The organism is Parasedimentitalea psychrophila, from assembly GCF_030285785.1.
Lineage (GTDB): Bacteria > Pseudomonadota > Alphaproteobacteria > Rhodobacterales > Rhodobacteraceae > Parasedimentitalea > Parasedimentitalea psychrophila.
On sequence record NZ_CP127247.1, the window covers coordinates 4,663,947 to 4,680,091 of the forward strand.

Annotated in this window: 16 protein-coding genes and 1 tRNA gene; 11 read left to right on the plus strand and 6 right to left on the minus strand. The window is 59.2% G+C overall.

The window, feature by feature from the left end:
• The first annotated feature begins 1 nt into the window (after nucleotide 1).
• The 3 genes from QPJ95_RS22525 to QPJ95_RS22535 are packed head-to-tail and all read left to right on the plus strand — an operon-like array spanning nucleotide 2 to nucleotide 2,342.
• Nucleotides 2-946, plus strand: coding sequence for a GNAT family N-acetyltransferase (locus tag QPJ95_RS22525; protein WP_270920272.1), 945 nt, complete (start codon nucleotides 2-4; stop codon nucleotides 944-946).
• A gap of 51 nt (nucleotides 947-997) precedes the next feature.
• Nucleotides 998-1,753 carry a 3-hydroxyacyl-CoA dehydrogenase gene (locus QPJ95_RS22530; protein ID WP_270920273.1) on the plus strand — a complete coding sequence of 252 codons (756 nt, stop codon included), beginning with the start codon at nucleotides 998-1,000 and terminating at the stop codon, nucleotides 1,751-1,753.
• A 34-nt stretch (nucleotides 1,754-1,787) separates the two neighbouring features.
• Nucleotides 1,788-2,342 (plus strand): sugar O-acetyltransferase, encoded by a 555-nt coding sequence (locus QPJ95_RS22535; protein WP_270920274.1) that lies wholly within the window; start codon nucleotides 1,788-1,790, stop codon nucleotides 2,340-2,342.
• 134 nt (nucleotides 2,343-2,476) lie between these two features.
• Here QPJ95_RS22535 and QPJ95_RS22540 read toward each other — a convergent pair whose 3' ends face one another.
• The 3 genes from QPJ95_RS22540 to QPJ95_RS22550 all read right to left on the minus strand — a co-directional run bounded on the left by QPJ95_RS22540 (nucleotide 2,477) and on the right by QPJ95_RS22550 (nucleotide 5,637).
• The gene (locus tag QPJ95_RS22540) at nucleotides 2,477-4,282 is read right to left on the minus strand and encodes an ABC-F family ATP-binding cassette domain-containing protein (RefSeq protein ID WP_270920275.1); all 1,806 of its coding nucleotides are present in this window, start codon (nucleotides 4,280-4,282) and stop codon (nucleotides 2,477-2,479) included.
• Nucleotides 4,283-4,362: 80 nt separating this feature from the next.
• Complete coding sequence (locus QPJ95_RS22545; RefSeq protein WP_270920276.1) at nucleotides 4,363-5,109, minus strand: GNAT family N-acetyltransferase; 747 nt, start codon at nucleotides 5,107-5,109, stop codon at nucleotides 4,363-4,365.
• A gap of 60 nt (nucleotides 5,110-5,169) precedes the next feature.
• The gene (locus QPJ95_RS22550; protein WP_270920277.1) at nucleotides 5,170-5,637 is read right to left on the minus strand and encodes an outer membrane protein assembly factor BamE; all 468 of its coding nucleotides are present in this window, start codon (nucleotides 5,635-5,637) and stop codon (nucleotides 5,170-5,172) included.
• Nucleotides 5,638-5,722: 85 nt separating this feature from the next.
• On the opposite strand from QPJ95_RS22550, the gene QPJ95_RS22555 reads away from it, so the two are divergent.
• The 8 genes from QPJ95_RS22555 to QPJ95_RS22590 all read left to right on the plus strand — a co-directional run bounded on the left by QPJ95_RS22555 (nucleotide 5,723) and on the right by QPJ95_RS22590 (nucleotide 11,457).
• Nucleotides 5,723-6,259: a YceD family protein gene (locus QPJ95_RS22555; protein ID WP_270920278.1), complete on the plus strand. Its 537-nt coding sequence runs from the start codon at nucleotides 5,723-5,725 to the stop codon at nucleotides 6,257-6,259.
• A gap of 224 nt (nucleotides 6,260-6,483) precedes the next feature.
• The gene (rpmF, locus tag QPJ95_RS22560) at nucleotides 6,484-6,684 is read left to right on the plus strand and encodes a 50S ribosomal protein L32 (protein WP_167683289.1); all 201 of its coding nucleotides are present in this window, start codon (nucleotides 6,484-6,486) and stop codon (nucleotides 6,682-6,684) included.
• A gap of 36 nt (nucleotides 6,685-6,720) precedes the next feature.
• Nucleotides 6,721-7,821 carry a phosphate acyltransferase PlsX gene (gene plsX, locus QPJ95_RS22565; RefSeq protein ID WP_270920279.1) on the plus strand — a complete coding sequence of 367 codons (1,101 nt, stop codon included), beginning with the start codon at nucleotides 6,721-6,723 and terminating at the stop codon, nucleotides 7,819-7,821.
• A gap of 26 nt (nucleotides 7,822-7,847) precedes the next feature.
• On the plus strand, nucleotides 7,848-8,819 hold the full coding sequence (locus tag QPJ95_RS22570) for a beta-ketoacyl-ACP synthase III (RefSeq protein WP_270920280.1): 972 nt from the start codon (nucleotides 7,848-7,850) through the stop codon (nucleotides 8,817-8,819).
• 90 nt (nucleotides 8,820-8,909) lie between these two features.
• Entirely contained in the window at nucleotides 8,910-9,212 is a 303-nt protein-coding gene (gene ihfA / locus QPJ95_RS22575; protein ID WP_167683286.1) for an integration host factor subunit alpha, read from the plus strand.
• Between the two features lie 14 nt (nucleotides 9,213-9,226).
• The gene (locus tag QPJ95_RS22580; protein ID WP_270920281.1) at nucleotides 9,227-10,102 is read left to right on the plus strand and encodes a MerR family transcriptional regulator; all 876 of its coding nucleotides are present in this window, start codon (nucleotides 9,227-9,229) and stop codon (nucleotides 10,100-10,102) included.
• Nucleotides 10,103-10,161: 59 nt separating this feature from the next.
• A tRNA-Pro gene (locus QPJ95_RS22585) sits at nucleotides 10,162-10,238 on the plus strand.
• 145 nt (nucleotides 10,239-10,383) lie between these two features.
• Entirely contained in the window at nucleotides 10,384-11,457 is a 1,074-nt protein-coding gene (locus tag QPJ95_RS22590) for a 2'-deoxycytidine 5'-triphosphate deaminase (protein ID WP_270920282.1), read from the plus strand.
• Nucleotides 11,458-11,602: 145 nt separating this feature from the next.
• Here the strand turns inward: QPJ95_RS22590 and QPJ95_RS22595 are convergent, their stop codons facing one another.
• The 3 genes from QPJ95_RS22595 to QPJ95_RS22605 form a co-directional block, all read right to left on the minus strand.
• Nucleotides 11,603-12,205, minus strand: a complete 603-nt coding sequence (locus QPJ95_RS22595; RefSeq protein WP_270920283.1) for a superoxide dismutase — start codon at nucleotides 12,203-12,205, stop codon at nucleotides 11,603-11,605.
• 330 nt (nucleotides 12,206-12,535) lie between these two features.
• Nucleotides 12,536-13,102 carry a sarcosine oxidase subunit gamma gene (locus QPJ95_RS22600; RefSeq protein WP_270920284.1) on the minus strand — a complete coding sequence of 189 codons (567 nt, stop codon included), beginning with the start codon at nucleotides 13,100-13,102 and terminating at the stop codon, nucleotides 12,536-12,538.
• Nucleotides 13,095-16,112 carry a sarcosine oxidase subunit alpha family protein gene (locus tag QPJ95_RS22605; protein WP_270920285.1) on the minus strand — a complete coding sequence of 1,006 codons (3,018 nt, stop codon included), beginning with the start codon at nucleotides 16,110-16,112 and terminating at the stop codon, nucleotides 13,095-13,097. Before QPJ95_RS22605 ends, QPJ95_RS22600 begins: the two co-directional genes overlap by 8 nt.
• Nucleotides 16,113-16,145: the final 33 nt, after the last annotated feature.

The window sequence follows — 16,145 nt, forward strand, 5'->3', positions numbered from 1 at the left end:
CATGTTTGATTTTATGCCAGCAGATGTCATGCCCCGCCCCATACAACGCGCCACTCCTATCCGCTCCATCGCCCAGTCGCCAGAATTTGCGCGCGCCTTACGTTATCGCGGCCAAGCGCCGCTGATTCTTGACCAGCTCAACAATACCCTAGTCATGCGTCGGCGCATTGGGCGGTTTTTGGATGTCGCCATGGTCAACCGTGCGCCGATCGACAAGCCCCTGCGGCTGCTGGAAATGTTGCAGGAACAGGGCCTGCGCCGCACCCCCGTCATCCTGTCCCCCGAAAGCCCAACCCCGGATCTGGCCAGGCTCGGTGCCGTCCCGGTGATGAGCCCGGCCCGGATTGCCCGGCTGGATCTGACCGCCCCCAAGGAGCAGCGCCGCGCCGCCCTTCACCAGAAATGGCGGAACCGGCTAAAACATGCCGAATCGCAGGGCCTGAGGGTGAGCCGCCAGACCATGCCGGTGGACCCGGCCCATTGGTTGTTTCAGGCCGACGCCAAACAACAGGGCCAGCGTGGCTATCGCAACTGGCCGCAGGATCTGACCCTGGCCTATGTGCGTACAAACCCCGGCAAGGCAAAACTGTTTCAGGCCTTTGAGGGCAACGACAGCGTCGCCGCCGTGCTGATCCTTTGTCATGGCACCAGCGCCAGTTACCACATCAGCCATTCCACCGATCGGGGCCGCGCGTTGTCAGCCCATAATCTCCTAATGTGGCAAGCCATCAACTGGTTGGCCGCAAACGAATACACCGAACTGGATCTCGGGCTGATCAATACCGAAGATGCGGCGGGGCTGGCCCGCTTCAAGCTCGGAACCGGCGCCCAGTTGCACACTCTGGGTGGCAGCTGGCTTTATTGGCCGCCAATGGGGCGCCTGTTGCGGCCACTGGCAGCACTCGATCGCCAGGTAATGACGCCCCGGAAAACTGGACAGCTCTAGGCGCATGTGATTATCTGAACGCCTGTTCAGATAGCACAAGGACCTGCGCTCATGAAATTGTCGACCACAGCCGCCGTCATCACGGGCGGCGCTTCGGGACTGGGCGAAGCCACCGCACGTCACTTCGCCGAAAACGGAGCCCAAGTCACAATTCTGGACCGGGACGCCGAGCGCGGCCCAGCCATCGCCGCTGAAATCGGCGGGCACTTCATCCAGACCGATGTTACCGACGAAACTTCGGTCCTTGCAGCGATCCAATACGCCTCCGGCAAGATGGGGAAGATTACCGCCTGTGTGAACTGCGCCGGCATCGCTTATGGAATCAAAACTGTTGGCCGCGACGGGCCGCACCCGCTGGACGCCTACCGGCGCACCATCGACATCAATCTGGTCGGAACCTTCAATGTGGCGCGCCTCGCTGCGGTGGAAATTGCCAAAAATGAGCCCGAGCCAGACGGTGCCCGTGGGGTGATCATCAACACCGCCTCGGTTGCGGCTTTTGACGGTCAAAAAGGTCAGGTTGCCTATGCCGCCTCCAAGGGCGGTATCGTTGGCATGTGCCTGCCGATGGCCCGCGATCTGGCCTCCACCGGCATTCGGGTGATGACCATTGCGCCGGGAATCTTCATGACCCCGATGCTGGCCGGCCTGCCCGAAGAGGTACAGCAACAACTGGCCGAAGATGTGCCGAACCCGGCCCGTTTGGGCGACCCCTCCGAATATGGCCGCACCGCCGGTTTTATTGTCGAGATGGGCTATCTGAATGGCGAAGTTATCCGTCTCGACGGTGCCTTGCGCATGCGCTAGCGCGTAAAAAAAAATCAGGCAGCAGGAGACCAAAGTGGCAAGAACCGAACGCGAAAAGATGCAATCCGGTGACTGGTACTGCTGCCTGGATCCGGAACTGGACGTTTTACGTCACGCGGCACGCGGCGCTGTTCACCAGCACAACATTGCGGCACCTGACCAAAACACCCACTTAAGCCCGCCACTGGCAAACCTGTTTGCCGCCCATGGCAGCCACTGTTTTATTGAGGCGCCGTTTCACTGCGCCTATGGGATCAACATCTCCCTTGGTGATAACGTCTATCTGAATGCCGGCTGCACAATTTTGGACAGCGCCCCAGTCACCATCGGCGACCGCTGTATGTTTGGCCCTAATGTGCAAATCTACTGCGCCCAACACCACAAAGACGCGGTATTGCGCAGCCAGGGCCAGGAAATTGCCCTTCCCGTCACCGTCGGTCACGACGTCTGGATCGGCGGCGGTGCAATCATCATGCCCGGTGTCAGTATTGGTGACAGGGCCATTATCGGAGCCGGGTCTGTGGTCCTGCGCGATGTCACAACTGGAACAACCGTTGTCGGCTCACCGGCCCGGGCCCTTGCCAGCTAGAATAGACCAAAACTCCCGAATCCCCCCAGCTTCATCTGGCTATAAATATCCCAGGGGTGAATGGGGCGCCAATTCATTGGCTCCCCAGAGGGGGCAGCGCCCCTCCCTGTTTTTGTAAATTGGCTGATGCAGACTCAGCCGCCGGCCTTTTCCTCCAGCACCATCCATTCTTCCTCCGAGGCCGCCAGTTTCTGCTGCCGCTGCTCCAGCGCCTCATTGGCCTTCTTGAACTTCACCGGTTGCTTGGTGAACAGATCAGGGTCCGCCATCAACCCCTCCAGCTTGGCAATTTCCTGCTCCAGCCGATCAATCTCCGCCGGCAGCGCCTCCAGCCGGTGTTTTTCCGTAAACGAAAGCCCCGAGACCGCCTTAGCCTCTTGCTTGGCCTTGCCCTTAGAGCCTTTTACCCTTTCGGGTTTCTCCCCTGCGACAGGGCCACGCTGGAACAGATAATCGCTCCAGCCACCGGCATAGGCCGTGGCATTGCCATCGCCCTCCATGGCAATGGTGGTGGTGGCCACCCGGTCGAGAAAATCCCGATCGTGACTGACCAGCAGCACAGTGCCGTCGTAGCTGTCCAGCAGCTCCTGTAACAGATCCAACGTTTCGATATCCAGATCGTTGGTCGGTTCATCCAATACCAGCAGGTTGCTTTGCCGCGCCATCAGTTTGGCCAGCAGCAACCGCGCCTTTTCGCCCCCCGACAGGGATCGCACCGGCGCCCGTGCCTGGCTTTCGTCGAACAGGAAATCCTTCAGATAGCCAATCACGTGTTTGGGCATACCGCGCACCATCACCTGATCTGCCTTGCCCGATACACCCATCTCTGGATCCGTGGTCAGGTTGTCCCAAAGGCTCAGGTCCGGGTTCAGCTGATCGCGCGCCTGGTCGAACATGGCGATTTCCAGCTTGGTGCCCTGGGTGATGGTGCCCGCATCCGGCGTTTCCAGTCCCAAAAGCATTTTCAGCAGCGTGGTCTTGCCCACTCCGTTGGGGCCGACAAAGGCCACCCGGTCGCCGCGCTGCACCTTCAGCGAAAAATCCACCACGATCTGCTTGTCGCCAAAGCCCTTGGTGACGCAATCCGCCTCGATCACCTTGCGCCCCGATTTGGGCGAGGTGTCCAGTGCGAAATCCGCAGTTCCCTGACGTTTGATCTGACCCGCGCGCTCTGCCCGCAGCTCCCCCAGCGCCCGCACCCGGCCCATATTTCGCTTGCGCCGCGCACTGATGCCTTCGACCGCCCAGCGGGCTTCCGACTTGATCAGCCGGTTCAGCTTGTGGCGCTGCATGTCCTCTTCTTCCCAGATGGTATCGCGCCAGGCTTCAAAATCCTCAAATCCCTTTTCCTGCCGCCGCACCTGGCCCCGGTCGATCCACAGCGTGGCGCGGGTCAGGGCCCGCAAAAACGCCCGGTCGTGGGAAATCAGCACATAGGCGGCGCGGGTGCTCTTCAACTCCCGCTCCAGCCAGCCGATGGCCTGAATGTCCAAATGGTTGGTCGGCTCATCCAGCAGCATCAGATCAGGTGATTCGGCCATCAGCTTGGCCAGTGCCGCCCGGCGGCGCTCACCGCCTGAGGCGGTTGCAACCGATCGCGCCGGATCGAACTTCAGCCCTTCGCCCGCCCGCTCAACCTTATACAGCTCACCAGGGTCCAGCTCGCTGCAGGCAAAATCGCCCAAGGTAGCAAAACCCGCCATGGACGGGTCCTGCTCCATATAGCCAACGGATCGCCCCGGAGGGATGACAATTGTGCCTTTGTCGGCTTCAACCAAGCCGGCCATAACCTTCATTAGGGTGGATTTACCCGATCCATTTCGGCCAACCAGCGCCACACGGTCGCTGGGTTGGACCACCAGATCAAGATCGGAAAACACCGGATCGCCACCAAAGGTCAGCGCAATACCGGACATCTGCAAAAGAGGAATACGTGCCATGGCAGCCTGCTACCGCGCTGCCTCAGGCAGGTCAACGCCAACTCCCCGTCATCCGGCTGTTTTCTTCTTGTCCTAAATACCTAAAATTCCCCGGCCAGCCCCCGCAGCAGACGTTGGCGAGAGGCGGGAATCGCGCCGATCTCCAAGCCGGTAAAGACATGCAGCGTGTTTAAATCCGTATCCACCACCGCATGATCGCTGACCCAGCCGCCCATCATCAAATAACTGCGCAACAGGGGCGGCACCTCAAGAAAGACCTGTGGCGCCTTTAGAACGGGCTGTTGCAGTTGCCCAAACCGCACCAGATTTGCCGCCTTGGCCTGGGGTCGCCAGCGCTCTGGTGCAAGATGTCGCTGTTGCAAAACCGCAAAGGCATTCAAATGACGACCAACCTCTGTGCCTTCAAAAGACGAGCAGCCAAACAGCATTTGCGCGCCGTGGCCGTCAACGATGCGGGTCAGTGCCGCCCAGGCCAGGCGCAGTACATCCGGGTCGCTGCGGCTTGGGTCACTGCAAAACCGTCCAACTTCAATCATCGGATGCGGGTAATCCGCCAGCCGGGACAGCCCATAGAACTGCGCCGAATAGCTGTGCGGGATCTCCCGGCCATCCGCCAGTTGCAGAACCCGAAAGCAGCAAACCAGATCCGCTGATGAGATCTCCTCGATCAGGATATGGCAACACAGGGCATCAAACCGGTCCAGATCGCTGTGGCCGCTGCCAAAACACAGGCTTCGCAACGCCTGGGCGGCGGCCAGATCCTTTTGCCCGGCAGAAAACCGGGCCCGATAGCGACCCCTGCTCAGAATCTCCGGGCGCTTTGACATGGCGAACCCCGATAAACCGCTGCGACCTGCCGCCTGCTGGCAACAGGCTGCTGCTCCCGATTAATCAACCAGGCCACCGGGTGAAATATTGCCAATGCTGCCCAGCAACTGCCGCAGGAATGTGCTATCCTGAATGCCAGAACTGGTCACCCGGCGCTCCAAGGGTATCACCTGGCCATATTCAAGACCAAAGCGTTCAACACCGCTGACCACCCCGGAGCGATCAAAACTGATGGCCACCAGTTCCCGCGACACCGGTTTTGGTTGACTGGGGCCATAATGCCGCAATCGGGTGGCGATATAGTAATAGCCGCTTTCGTCCAGAACCCCCGACGATGACGGTGCGCCAATGGTTTCAGCAACCGAATCACGCGTATCAACACCAACGACAACCTCGGCGAGATCCTCCTCAGTCGGCACATAGCCGTGGTTGCGGTATTGTGCCGTGCAGCCCGCAACGGCCACACCTGCCCCAACCAAAACCACAATTCTGATTGCCGATTTAAACCAATCTGCCCTTGCCAACATGCTGTTCTCCCGTCGCGGCTTGATAACGCCTTTGATCCCGATTACCTAAACCCGGCCTCCGGTTCAAGAAACGAAAGTTCACCCAATGACTGACAGCCTCGCCCTACGCGTTGCCGATCTGCCGCAAAATCGCCCCACCACCTTTGATATCCGACCGGATATCGCCATGTTGACAGCCCTGGCCAAGGAACTGGGGCTGCGCGGTTTGCGCAAGGTAAAATTCGCCGGCAAGATAGAAGCCCAGGATCGCCATGACTGGTTGCTGACCGCCACTCTGGGAGCGACAGCCCTGCAAAACTGCGTGATTTCGCTGGATCCGGTCACCGCGCGTATAGATATACCGGTAAAGCGATATTTTCTGGCCCGAGCAGAGACCAGCGACGAACCAGAGGTGGAAATGCCCGAGGATGACAATGTCGAGCAGCTACAGAGCCACATCGACCCCTACGCCATCCTGATCGAGGCGCTGGCGCTGGCGCTGCCCCAATACCCGCGAAAAGAAAGCGCCGAACTGGGCGAGTCTGTCTATACGGAACCGGGCCAGGCCCCCATGCGGGACGAGGATACCCGGCCCTTTGCCGGCTTGGCGGACCTGCAAAGCAAACTGAAACCGAATCAATAACCGGTTTTTTCTCTCTCTGGGCCGGATCAGCTCTGGCCCTCGCCGCGCCGCTCGCCTAAAAACTCTTGCATCGTGTCGGATTCGCAGTATTTTCGCGCGCTCACCGGAATTATGGTTGGACATCGGACGGGCGGCAGCCTAAACGCACGTCACACCGTTTGAAACGGACAACGAAATCAGCCTTGGGATCTGCCCTATGGCGCTAATAGACAAAGGTTGAGACCATGGCTGTCCAACAGAACAAAGTATCCAAATCGCGTCGCAACAATCGTCGTGCGCACGATTCTCTGGTTGCTGCAAACCCGAACGAATGTTCGAGCTGTGGCGAGCTGAAGCGTCCGCACCATGTTTGCCCCTCCTGCGGCAACTACGGTGAAAAAGAAATCGTCGCTATGGTCGACGAAATTGACGAAGACGCGGCGTAAGTCACGTCCCACGCTCATTTTGCAGGCAGGTTACCCATGACGGACCAAATCGATCCATCTAAAGTAACGGCCAGCCGAATAACAATTTCGGTCGACGCCATGGGCGGAGATGCCGGTCCCGCAGCTGTGGTGGCCGGCATTGCTTTGTCTGCTGAGAAAAACCCCGATATCGGGTTTATCCTGCACGGCCCTGTGGAACAGCTGAAACCTCTGGTCGCCAAAATGCGCGGCCTGACTGACCGGGTAGAAATCCGCGATGCGCGCGAGGTTGTCTCGATGGAAGACAAGCCCAGTCAGGTTATGCGCCACGGCAAGAAGACCTCCATGTGGTCTGCGGTTGAATCGGTAAAAAAAGGCGAGGCCGATGGCGCCGTCTCTTGTGGCAACACCGGCGCATTGATGGCGATCAGCATGATCCGACTGCGCAAGCTGCCCGGCGTCAACCGACCGGCGATTGCCATTCTTTGGCCATCGCGAAACCCGCAAGGGTTCAACGTGATGCTGGATGTCGGGGCTGATGTACGTGCCGACGCCCAGGACCTTCTGCAATATGCCCTGATGGGCACCTCCTACACCCGCAATTCAATGGATATCGCCCGCCCCCGGGTTGGACTGCTGAATGTCGGAACCGAAGAACACAAAGGTCACGCCGAGCTGAAAGAGGCCTATTCGCTGATCTCCGATCATGCGGAACGCGGCAATTTTGACTTTGTCGGCTTTGTCGAAGGCAGCGATATTCCCGGTGATACCGCCGATGTGATCGTCACCGACGGTTTTACTGGCAATGTCGCCATCAAAACCGGCGAAGGCACTGCCAGCCTCATTCGCATCACCCTGCGCGAGGCCTTCACATATTCGATCCTGTCCCGTTTGGCCGCGATCTTTGCCCTGCCGTCGCTCAATCGGCTGTCCAAAAAGATTGACCCGCGACGTGTCAACGGCGGCGTTTTTCTTGGCCTGAACGGAACAATTGTAAAATCCCATGGCGGTGCAGACGCCACCGGGGTGTCAGCCGCGGTTAAGCTGGCATTCCTTCTTGCCCAACAGGGCTTTGCAGAAAAACTGGCGGCACGGGTTGCATCCTCCGCCCCGCTTACTCAAAGTGAACTTGACTGTGTACCCACAGAAGTCACCTAAACACTAAGACTGAAGGCAACTATAGAATGACGCGACGTGCTGTGATTACCGGTGTAGGGCATTATCTTCCCGAGCGTGTGGTCGAAAACGCGGAGTTCGAAGCCTCGCTGGAAACCACCGACGAATGGATCCGATCCCGCTCCGGCATTGAGCGCCGCCATTTTGCGGCCGAAGGTGAAACCACCTCGGTTCTGGCCACCAATGCCGCCAAGGCCGCATTGGCTGATGCGGGCATCAAGGCCGACGACATCGATGCCATCGTGCTGGCCACATCAACCTCCGACCTGACCTTTCCATCTGCCGCAACCATGGTGCAGGCGGCGCTGGGGATGACCCGGGGCTTTGCCTTTGATGTGCAGGCCGTCTGTGCCGGATTTGTCTATGCCCTGAGCAATGCCAATGCGCTGATTCTATCGGGTCAGGCCAACCGGGTGCTGGTGATCGGCGCCGAAACCTTTAGCCGCATCATGGATTGGACCGACCGCTCAACCTGCGTGTTGTTTGGCGATGGCGCCGGCGCGCTGGTGCTAGAGGCCCAAGACGGCGCAGGCAGTACCGAGGACCGCGGGATTTTGTCCACCGACCTGAACTCGGACGGGCGCTATAAAGATCTGCTTTACGTCGACGGAGGTGTCTCCACTCAGAACACTGGGTTCCTGCGGATGCAGGGCAACCAGGTGTTCCGCCACGCGGTGGAAAAGCTGGCCTCGACCGCTAATACCGCCCTGGGCAGGGCCAATCTGACCGCCGCCGACGTCGACTGGATCGTGCCCCATCAGGCCAATATCCGCATTATTCAGGGCACCGCCAAGAAAATGGGCCTGAGCATGGACAAGGTTGTGGTGACGGTTCAGGACCACGGCAATACCTCTGCCGCCTCCATCCCACTGGCACTGTCGGTGGGAAAACAGCGTGGCCAAATCAAACAAGGGGACCTGATTGTCGCCGAAGCAATTGGTGGTGGCCTGGCCTGGGGAGCAGTGGTTCTGCGCTGGTAAGCGATTGCGCGAATTGGGCCTCTGCAAATCATTGATATTGACAGGGAAAATCTCTACGCCCTATTATTTGTAAAACAAGGGGATTTGGTTATGAGTGACACGACTTTGACTCGTATGGATTTAAGCGAAGCGGTTTTCCGCGAAGTTGGCCTGTCGCGCAACGAAAGTGCGCAACTGGTTGAAAGCATGCTTGGCCATATGTCTGACGCATTAGTCCGCGGTGAACAGGTGAAAATCTCGTCTTTTGGCACCTTTAGCGTGCGAGACAAATCGGCACGCATCGGCCGCAATCCAAAGACTGGCGAAGAAGTTCCCATTCAACCACGCCGAGTTTTAACCTTTCGGCCTTCGCATCTGATGAAGAACCGTGTCGCTGACGGCAACCGGTCATAACGGGACCAGATCACATGTCAAAATCACCAGACGCCTTTCGCACCATCAGCGAAGTTGCGGAATGGTTGGGGATTCCGGCGCATGTGCTGCGCTTTTGGGAAAGCAAATTCACCCAGATCAAGCCGGTCAAGCGAGCGGGTGGGCGACGCTATTATCGCCCCGCCGACATGATGCTGGTGGGCGGCATCAAACACCTGCTGCACGACGACGGCAAGACCATCAAGGAAGTTCAGGCTCTGCTGCGCGATCATGGCATTGCCCATATCTCTGACAGGTCGGCCTCGCTGGAGCAGACGACGGATCCGATGCCGGTGATCGAAGTGGAGGCCAGTGTTGGCGATTTCTCCAGACAGCCGCAGTTGGTTTCGGTGCAAGAGAAAATGCCGATGAACCTCGAATCGCAGCAGCCCAGTTCCCGGCCCGAATGGGGCGCAGAGGCCGCGGACATTCAATCGGAGCCGGTGGTCGACCCGTTGCCCGAAACCAATGTTCAGCCCGAGCCAGTACCGGACTCTGTACCAGCTTATGTACCGGGCTCTGAATCGGAGCCGCAGGGCGACTCGGATGCGGGTGCCCCGGCTGAAACATCGCAAGGCGCCAGTGAAACGCAAGACCCCAGTGAAACGCCCGACAACCCCGGTGGCAGCCCAGATTCCCCGGCTGAGGTGATGGCTGAGACTGGCTCCGAAACGGCCGCAGCGACAGGGCGTCCTCGAATCATTGAGATAGACGACACCGCCGATGACGCACTGAGCGTCAGCCATACAGGGGTTCTTGCGCAATTTGCCGGCATCACCTCGCTGCCCCGGTCTTCACAGGCCGAGGCGCTGATTTGCGCCGATCAGCTGCGCTCCCTGGCCAGTCCTCAGAACAATCCGACAGCCAATTGAAAAAAGACTGATTTTGCCTCTTGCCCCTGCCCTCAGATACAGTAAAACGCTCTCAATAACGGGCTATGGCGCAGTCTGGTAGCGCGTCCGTCTGGGGGACGGAAGGTCGCAGGTTCGAGTCCTGCTAGCCCGACCATACAAAAACGCCCGGGTGAGTGATCACCCGGGCGTTTTGTATATCAACAGCCCCCAACCGCATGCGGGATCAATTGCATAGCGCCCAAAAATAGGCCAGCATCACCGGGCGTTCCGTCTTGGAGCTGCATTTAAAGGAACCAGTCATGACCGGTGTATTGCCCAGCCAAGCCATTGAAAAAATGCTTGAACACGGTGAGATCACCGTCAGTGAACCCACCGTGGACGGGCAAATTCAGCCGGCCAGTCTGGACCTGCGGCTGGGCCATGTTGCTTACCGCGTCCGGGCCTCGTTTCTGGCCGGTGAAGGTCAGAGCGTGGCCGACCGGCTCCGTGAATTTGAAATGCACCGCATAGATCTGAGCCAAGGGGCAGTGCTGGAAAAAGGCTGCGTCTACGTGGTGCCGCTGATGGAGCACCTGTCCCTGCCCGAGCATATCGCCGCAGTGGCAAACGCCAAAAGCTCAACCGGACGTCTGGACCTGCTGACCCGTACCATCACCGATGGCAGCGCCGAATTTGACCGGATCAAACCGGGCTACTGCGGGCCGCTCTACGCTGAAATCTGCCCGCGATCGTTTTCCGTGCTGGTGCGACCGGGAATGCGCCTGAACCAAATTCGCTTCCGCAGCGGCCAGGCGGTGCTGACGGACGCCCAATTGAGCGCGCTGCACCAACACTCCCCCCTGGTGGACGGCCCGGCGCTCATTCAGGACGGTCTGGGCTTCTCGGTGGACCTGCAACTGCCCGGCAGCGACCTGGTCGGCTATCGCGCCAAACCCCATACAGGTGTGATCGATCTGGACCGGATCGGCGCCTATGATCCGCGCGACTATTGGGAAGAGGTCCGCAGCAGCGAGGGACGCATCATTCTGGACCCCGGCGCCTTCTACATCCTGGTCAGCCGCGAAGCCGTCCACATCCCGCCTGAATACGCCGCTGAAATGGCGCCTTATCTGGCCATGGTCGGCGAATTCCGGGTCCATTACGCCGGCTTCTTTGATCCCGGCTTCGGCCATGACGCGGCGGGCGGCGCGGGCTCCCGCGGGGTTCTCGAAGTGCGCTGCCACGAGGCGCCCTTTGTGCTGGAACATGGCCAGATCGTCGGCCGCCTGGTCTATGAAAAAATGGCGCAGGTGCCAGAGCAACTCTATGGCTCCGGCATCGCCTCCAATTATCAGGGCCAGGGGCTCAAGCTGTCAAAACATTTCAAATCCTGACTCCAGCTCAGATCTGCCACTCCGCCTGCGCCGCCCTGTTGCCATTCTTCTTGTCAAAAATACCTCCGCCGGAGGCCCAAAAACAAAAACGCCCGGCACTTTGGCCGGGCGTTTTCAAATCAATACCATCCAGGCAGTCCAGGGATTATCCCAGACGGGACGCAACATTTTCCCAGTCAACCAGAGTGTCGAGGAAGTTCGACAGATAGGCAGGCCGTTTGTTGCGGAAATCGATGTAGTAGGAATGCTCCCAGACATCACAGCCCAACAGCGCGGTCTGACCAAAGCACAGCGGGTTGACGCCGTTTTCGGTCTTGGTCACTGCCAGCGATCCGTCTGCATTCTTAACCAGCCAAGCCCAGCCTGCGCCAAACTGACCAGCGCCAGCAGCCGAGAACTGTGATTTGAAATCGTCAACCGAGCCAAAATTCTCAACCAGAGCCTTCTCCAGCTCTGACGGCATCACGTCACCCTTTGGACCCATCATGGTCCAGAATTCATTGTGGTTCCACAGTTGTGAGATATTGTTGAAGATACCGTTTTGGGCAACGCTGGATGCGTCATAGGTGCCCACGATGATCTCTTCGAGAGATTTGCCGGCCCAGTCGGTCCCCTCGATCAGTTTGTTGCCATTGGTGACATAGGCATTGTGGTGCAGATCATGGTGATACTCCATGGTTTCAGCCGACATGCCTTTGGCAGCCAGCGCATCATGAGCATAGGGAAGATCGGGAAGTTCAAAAGCCATGGTGGCACCCTTCTAGAATTGTTGTGTTCTAAAAATATCTTATGTGCCAATGTGCGGTACAGATCAAGCCAAAGCCGACAGGCTGCGCGGCTTCAGCCCCCCCGACCCCGAGCGCTTCAGATCCACTGCGAGATCCACTGGCAAATATTCGGTCAGATCTTGTGACAGGTTCCCGAGGCAAGACTGTCATTATCATAGGCCAACAGAGAATCACTGACATGGGCTTTGCCAGAATCCATTCCACCTATGGGTGATGGATGATGTAATTGAATTTTCATCAATACACCCCACACCGCGCCGAAACCGGGCGGTGTGGGGTGTCAAAATCGGTTAGTAAACACCGACTTTTGAGTGAGGATGCGCGGCGTTGCTCAACAGTTTGAACACATAATCCCCCACAGAGCGGAAGCACACGATAGTGAACACGCCGCCCTCATCCAGCCAGAATGCAGCGGCGACCTGGGCCATCCGGGTGCGACGGAACTGACCCGCCACAAAAGCCTCGGCTGACAGATCCACCGGGCAAACCTTAGCCAGTGTCTCCCGCGCGCCCTCACCGGACAGGCGGAACACGGCGCGAGCGTCAGAGACGTTGACCGCCAGAGCATGTTCGCCCGTCAACGCCTCGGTCAGCGCCGCCAGTTTCCCTTCCACTTCGGTGTAGGGCACCATCAGCAGCAGTTCATCCGGCGACATCCAGGCCGCACCGCCCTCATCGGACAGGGCAACCCTGTTGGCAGCAGGGACATCAACGCCGGTGACGGCCTTGATCGCAGCGCCCAGTGTTTTAGAGCCCAGATCTCCGCGGAGGGTAATCATCCCCGCCAGGCCAGCTTCTTCAACAGTGGCGATACCGCTGAACGCAGCGCCGTTCAGTGCGCTTACAGGATCAGACATTCTGCTTCTCCCCTTCCTTGTCATAAAACACCTGATCAACGATCTTGGCTTTGTAGATCTTACCATCGGTGCCCGGGAACTCGATCACCTCGTCCATGCGCTTGCGGCCGTTGTGCACCAGCCCCATGGCGATGCCCTTGTTCATGGTCGGCGAGTGATAGGTCGAGGTCACCCGGCCAATCACATTGCGCTGGCCATTGGCATTGACACCATTGCCGGTGGCATAGGCGCCATCCGGCAGCACCGATCCGTCGACGGTCTCGAGACCCACCAGCTGCCAGCGATCCGGGTCCGCCATATGCGAGCGCAGCTGCGCCCGTTTGCCAAGGAAATCGTCCTTTTTCTTGGAGATCGCCCAGCTCAGCCCCAGATCCTGTGGGATCACGGTGCCGTCGGATTCATCTCCGATCATGATAAAGCCCTTCTCGGCCCGCAGGATGTGCAGACATTCGGTGCCATAAGGCATCACCCCGAACTCTTTGCCCGCCTCCATCAGCGCCGTCCAGAACGCCTGACCCTGGCTGGCAGGAACGGCGATCTCATAGGAGAGTTCACCCGAGAACGAGATCCGGTAGGCGCGGCAGTCAAAGCCACCGATCTGACCATCCCGCCATTCCATGAACGGCAGCGCCTCTTTACTGACATCCATGCCGCCCAGTTTCTCCAGCACCTTGCGGGCATTGGGACCAACCACGGCGACCTGCGCCAGCTGCTCGGTGATATTGGCGACATAGACATTCCAGTCCCACCATTCGGTCTGCAGCCATTCTTCCATGTGGCCATGGATACGTTCGGCACCGCCAGTGGTGGTGTGACACAGCCAGGTGTCTTCATCGATGCGGGCAACAACGCCGTCGTCGATCAGGAAACCGTTTTCCGAACACATCAACCCATAGCGGCATTTGCCGATCTTCAGGTTGGACATCATGTTGGTATACATCATGTCCATGAAGCGACCAGCATCAGCGCCTTTGACGATCAATTTGCCCAGGGTTGAGGCATCCAGCAGCCCGAGGTTCTCGCGGGTGTTGGTCACCTCACGCGCCACCGCCTGCTCAACAGTTTCGTTGGATCCAACAAAGGCATAGGCCCGGCGCCACTGCCCCACCGGCTCCCAATCAGCGCCACTGGCCTGATGCCAGTCGTGCATCGGGGTTTTGCGGATCGGCTGGAAAATCTCGCCGCGTGCCTCGCCACCAATCGCACCCATTGAAATCGGCGTGTACGGTGGCCGGAACGTGGTGGTTCCGACTTGTGGAATTTTCGCGCCTAACGTATCAGCAAGCACTGCCAAGCCGTTGATGTTGGAAAGTTTCCCCTGATCAGTTGCCATGCCCAGCGTGGTATAACGCTTGGTATGCTCGACGCTTTCATAGCCTTCACGCGCCGCCAGCTGCACATCGGAAACCTTGACGTCGTTTTGATAGTCCAGCCAGGTTTTCATCCGCAGTTTGATGTCTGCCTTGGCGGGCATCAGCCAGACCGGCAGCATCGGGGCTTCCTCGCTCTGCGAGGCAACCGGAGCGGACGCATCCCCGGCGGCAAACCCTGCCGCCGCAGCCGCGGCAGATCCCGCAGCCGTAGCATCCACCAGTACGCCGCTTAGATCCATCGCGCCATTGGCAGAGCCCGCCGCGATCACAAAACCAGCACCATCGTCGCCCAGTGGCGGCCGGGTGGCATCGGGGCGGAAATGCGCCTGGGCGTCATCCCAGATCAGTTTGCCGCCACAATGGGACCACAGGTGCACAACCGGAGACCAGCCGCCGGACATCGCCACCGCATCTGCTGCGATGTCTTCCTGGGCACCGCCTTCGCCGTCCTGGGCGCAGATCGAAACCTTGGTGACCCGCTTGCCGCCGGTGACCTTGGCGATGGCGCGACCGGGCTCGACCCGAATACCCAACTGGCGAGCCTCTTCCATCAGAGAGCCGCCACCAGCGGGTCGTGCATCCAGAATACGGACCACCTCGACTCCGGCCTTATGCAGGGTAATGGCGGTGCGATAGGCATCGTCATTGTTGGTGACAACCACCACCCGCTGACCCGGAGTTACCCCCCAGTTCACCACATAGTCGCGCATGGCACCGGCCAGCATAACACCCGGAACGTCGTTGCCCGCAAAGGACAGCGGCCGCTCGATTGCACCGGTAGCGGTGACAATCTGGCTGGCCCGGATGCGCCACAGACGATGGCGCGGGCCTGGCTCTCCGGGGGTGTGATCAGTCAGACGCTCATAACCCAGAGCATAGCCATGGTCATAGACACCTGCCCCCATGCAGCGGGTGCGCAGGGTGACATTGTCCATCGCGGTCAGTTCAGCCAGGGTCTGCTCGATCCAGGCCTCGGGGTCGGTTCCGTCAATGGTGCCGCCATCCACCGGCGCCCGTCCGCCCCAATGGGCGGTCTGCTCCATCAGCAGCACCTTGGCACCGCTGAGCGCTGCTGCTTTGGCCGCCTGCAGGCCTGCAATGCCGCCGCCGACCACCAGAACATCCGCGAAGAAGTAGAAATGTTCGTAGTGATCAGCGTCAATCAGGTCTTTGTCTGGCGCTTTGCCCAGACCGGCAGACTTGCGGATAATCGGCTCGTAGACATGCTTCCAGAACGAGCGAGGATACATGAACATCTTGTAATAGAACCCGGCCGGCAGGAACCGAGACAGATGCGTATTGATGGCACCCACGTCGAAGTCCAGGCTGGGCCAGTGGTTCTGCGACTGCGCCGACAGACCGGCGAACAGTTCAGTCGTGGTGACCCGCTGGTTTGGCTCAAACCGGTCGCCATTGCCCAGGCCCACCAGGGCGTTGGGTTCTTCGGCGCCGGAGGCAACCACGCCGCGGGGGCGGTGATATTTGAAGGAGCGGCCCATCATCATCTGATCATTGGCCAGCAGGGCCGAGGCCAGGGTATCGCCGGCGTAGCCGCTCATACGGGAGCCGTTAAAGGTGAATTCGATGGGTTGGGAGCGGTCGATCAACCGGCCCTGTTTGGCAAGACGCGTGCTCATGTGGCGGACCTTTCGCGCAGAGGGGCGGTCGGG

Bases quoted from the DNA above. Each gene is read 5' to 3' on its own strand.
- QPJ95_RS22525 (WP_270920272.1), top strand. From the start codon at position 2: ATGTTTGATTTTATGCCAGCAGATGTCATGCCCCGCCCCATACAACGC.
- QPJ95_RS22530 (WP_270920273.1), top strand. From the start codon at position 998: ATGAAATTGTCGACCACAGCCGCCGTCATCACGGGCGGCGCTTCGGGA.
- QPJ95_RS22540 (WP_270920275.1), bottom strand. From the start codon at position 4,282: ATGGCACGTATTCCTCTTTTGCAGATGTCCGGTATTGCGCTGACCTTT.
- QPJ95_RS22545 (WP_270920276.1), bottom strand. From the start codon at position 5,109: ATGTCAAAGCGCCCGGAGATTCTGAGCAGGGGTCGCTATCGGGCCCGG.
- QPJ95_RS22550 (WP_270920277.1), bottom strand. From the start codon at position 5,637: ATGTTGGCAAGGGCAGATTGGTTTAAATCGGCAATCAGAATTGTGGTT.
- QPJ95_RS22555 (WP_270920278.1), top strand. From the start codon at position 5,723: ATGACTGACAGCCTCGCCCTACGCGTTGCCGATCTGCCGCAAAATCGC.
- rpmF (WP_167683289.1), top strand. From the start codon at position 6,484: ATGGCTGTCCAACAGAACAAAGTATCCAAATCGCGTCGCAACAATCGT.
- plsX (WP_270920279.1), top strand. From the start codon at position 6,721: ATGACGGACCAAATCGATCCATCTAAAGTAACGGCCAGCCGAATAACA.
- QPJ95_RS22570 (WP_270920280.1), top strand. From the start codon at position 7,848: ATGACGCGACGTGCTGTGATTACCGGTGTAGGGCATTATCTTCCCGAG.
- ihfA (WP_167683286.1), top strand. From the start codon at position 8,910: ATGAGTGACACGACTTTGACTCGTATGGATTTAAGCGAAGCGGTTTTC.
- QPJ95_RS22580 (WP_270920281.1), top strand. From the start codon at position 9,227: ATGTCAAAATCACCAGACGCCTTTCGCACCATCAGCGAAGTTGCGGAA.
- QPJ95_RS22590 (WP_270920282.1), top strand. From the start codon at position 10,384: ATGACCGGTGTATTGCCCAGCCAAGCCATTGAAAAAATGCTTGAACAC.
- QPJ95_RS22595 (WP_270920283.1), bottom strand. From the start codon at position 12,205: ATGGCTTTTGAACTTCCCGATCTTCCCTATGCTCATGATGCGCTGGCT.
- QPJ95_RS22600 (WP_270920284.1), bottom strand. From the start codon at position 13,102: ATGTCTGATCCTGTAAGCGCACTGAACGGCGCTGCGTTCAGCGGTATC.
- QPJ95_RS22605 (WP_270920285.1), bottom strand. From the start codon at position 16,112: ATGAGCACGCGTCTTGCCAAACAGGGCCGGTTGATCGACCGCTCCCAA.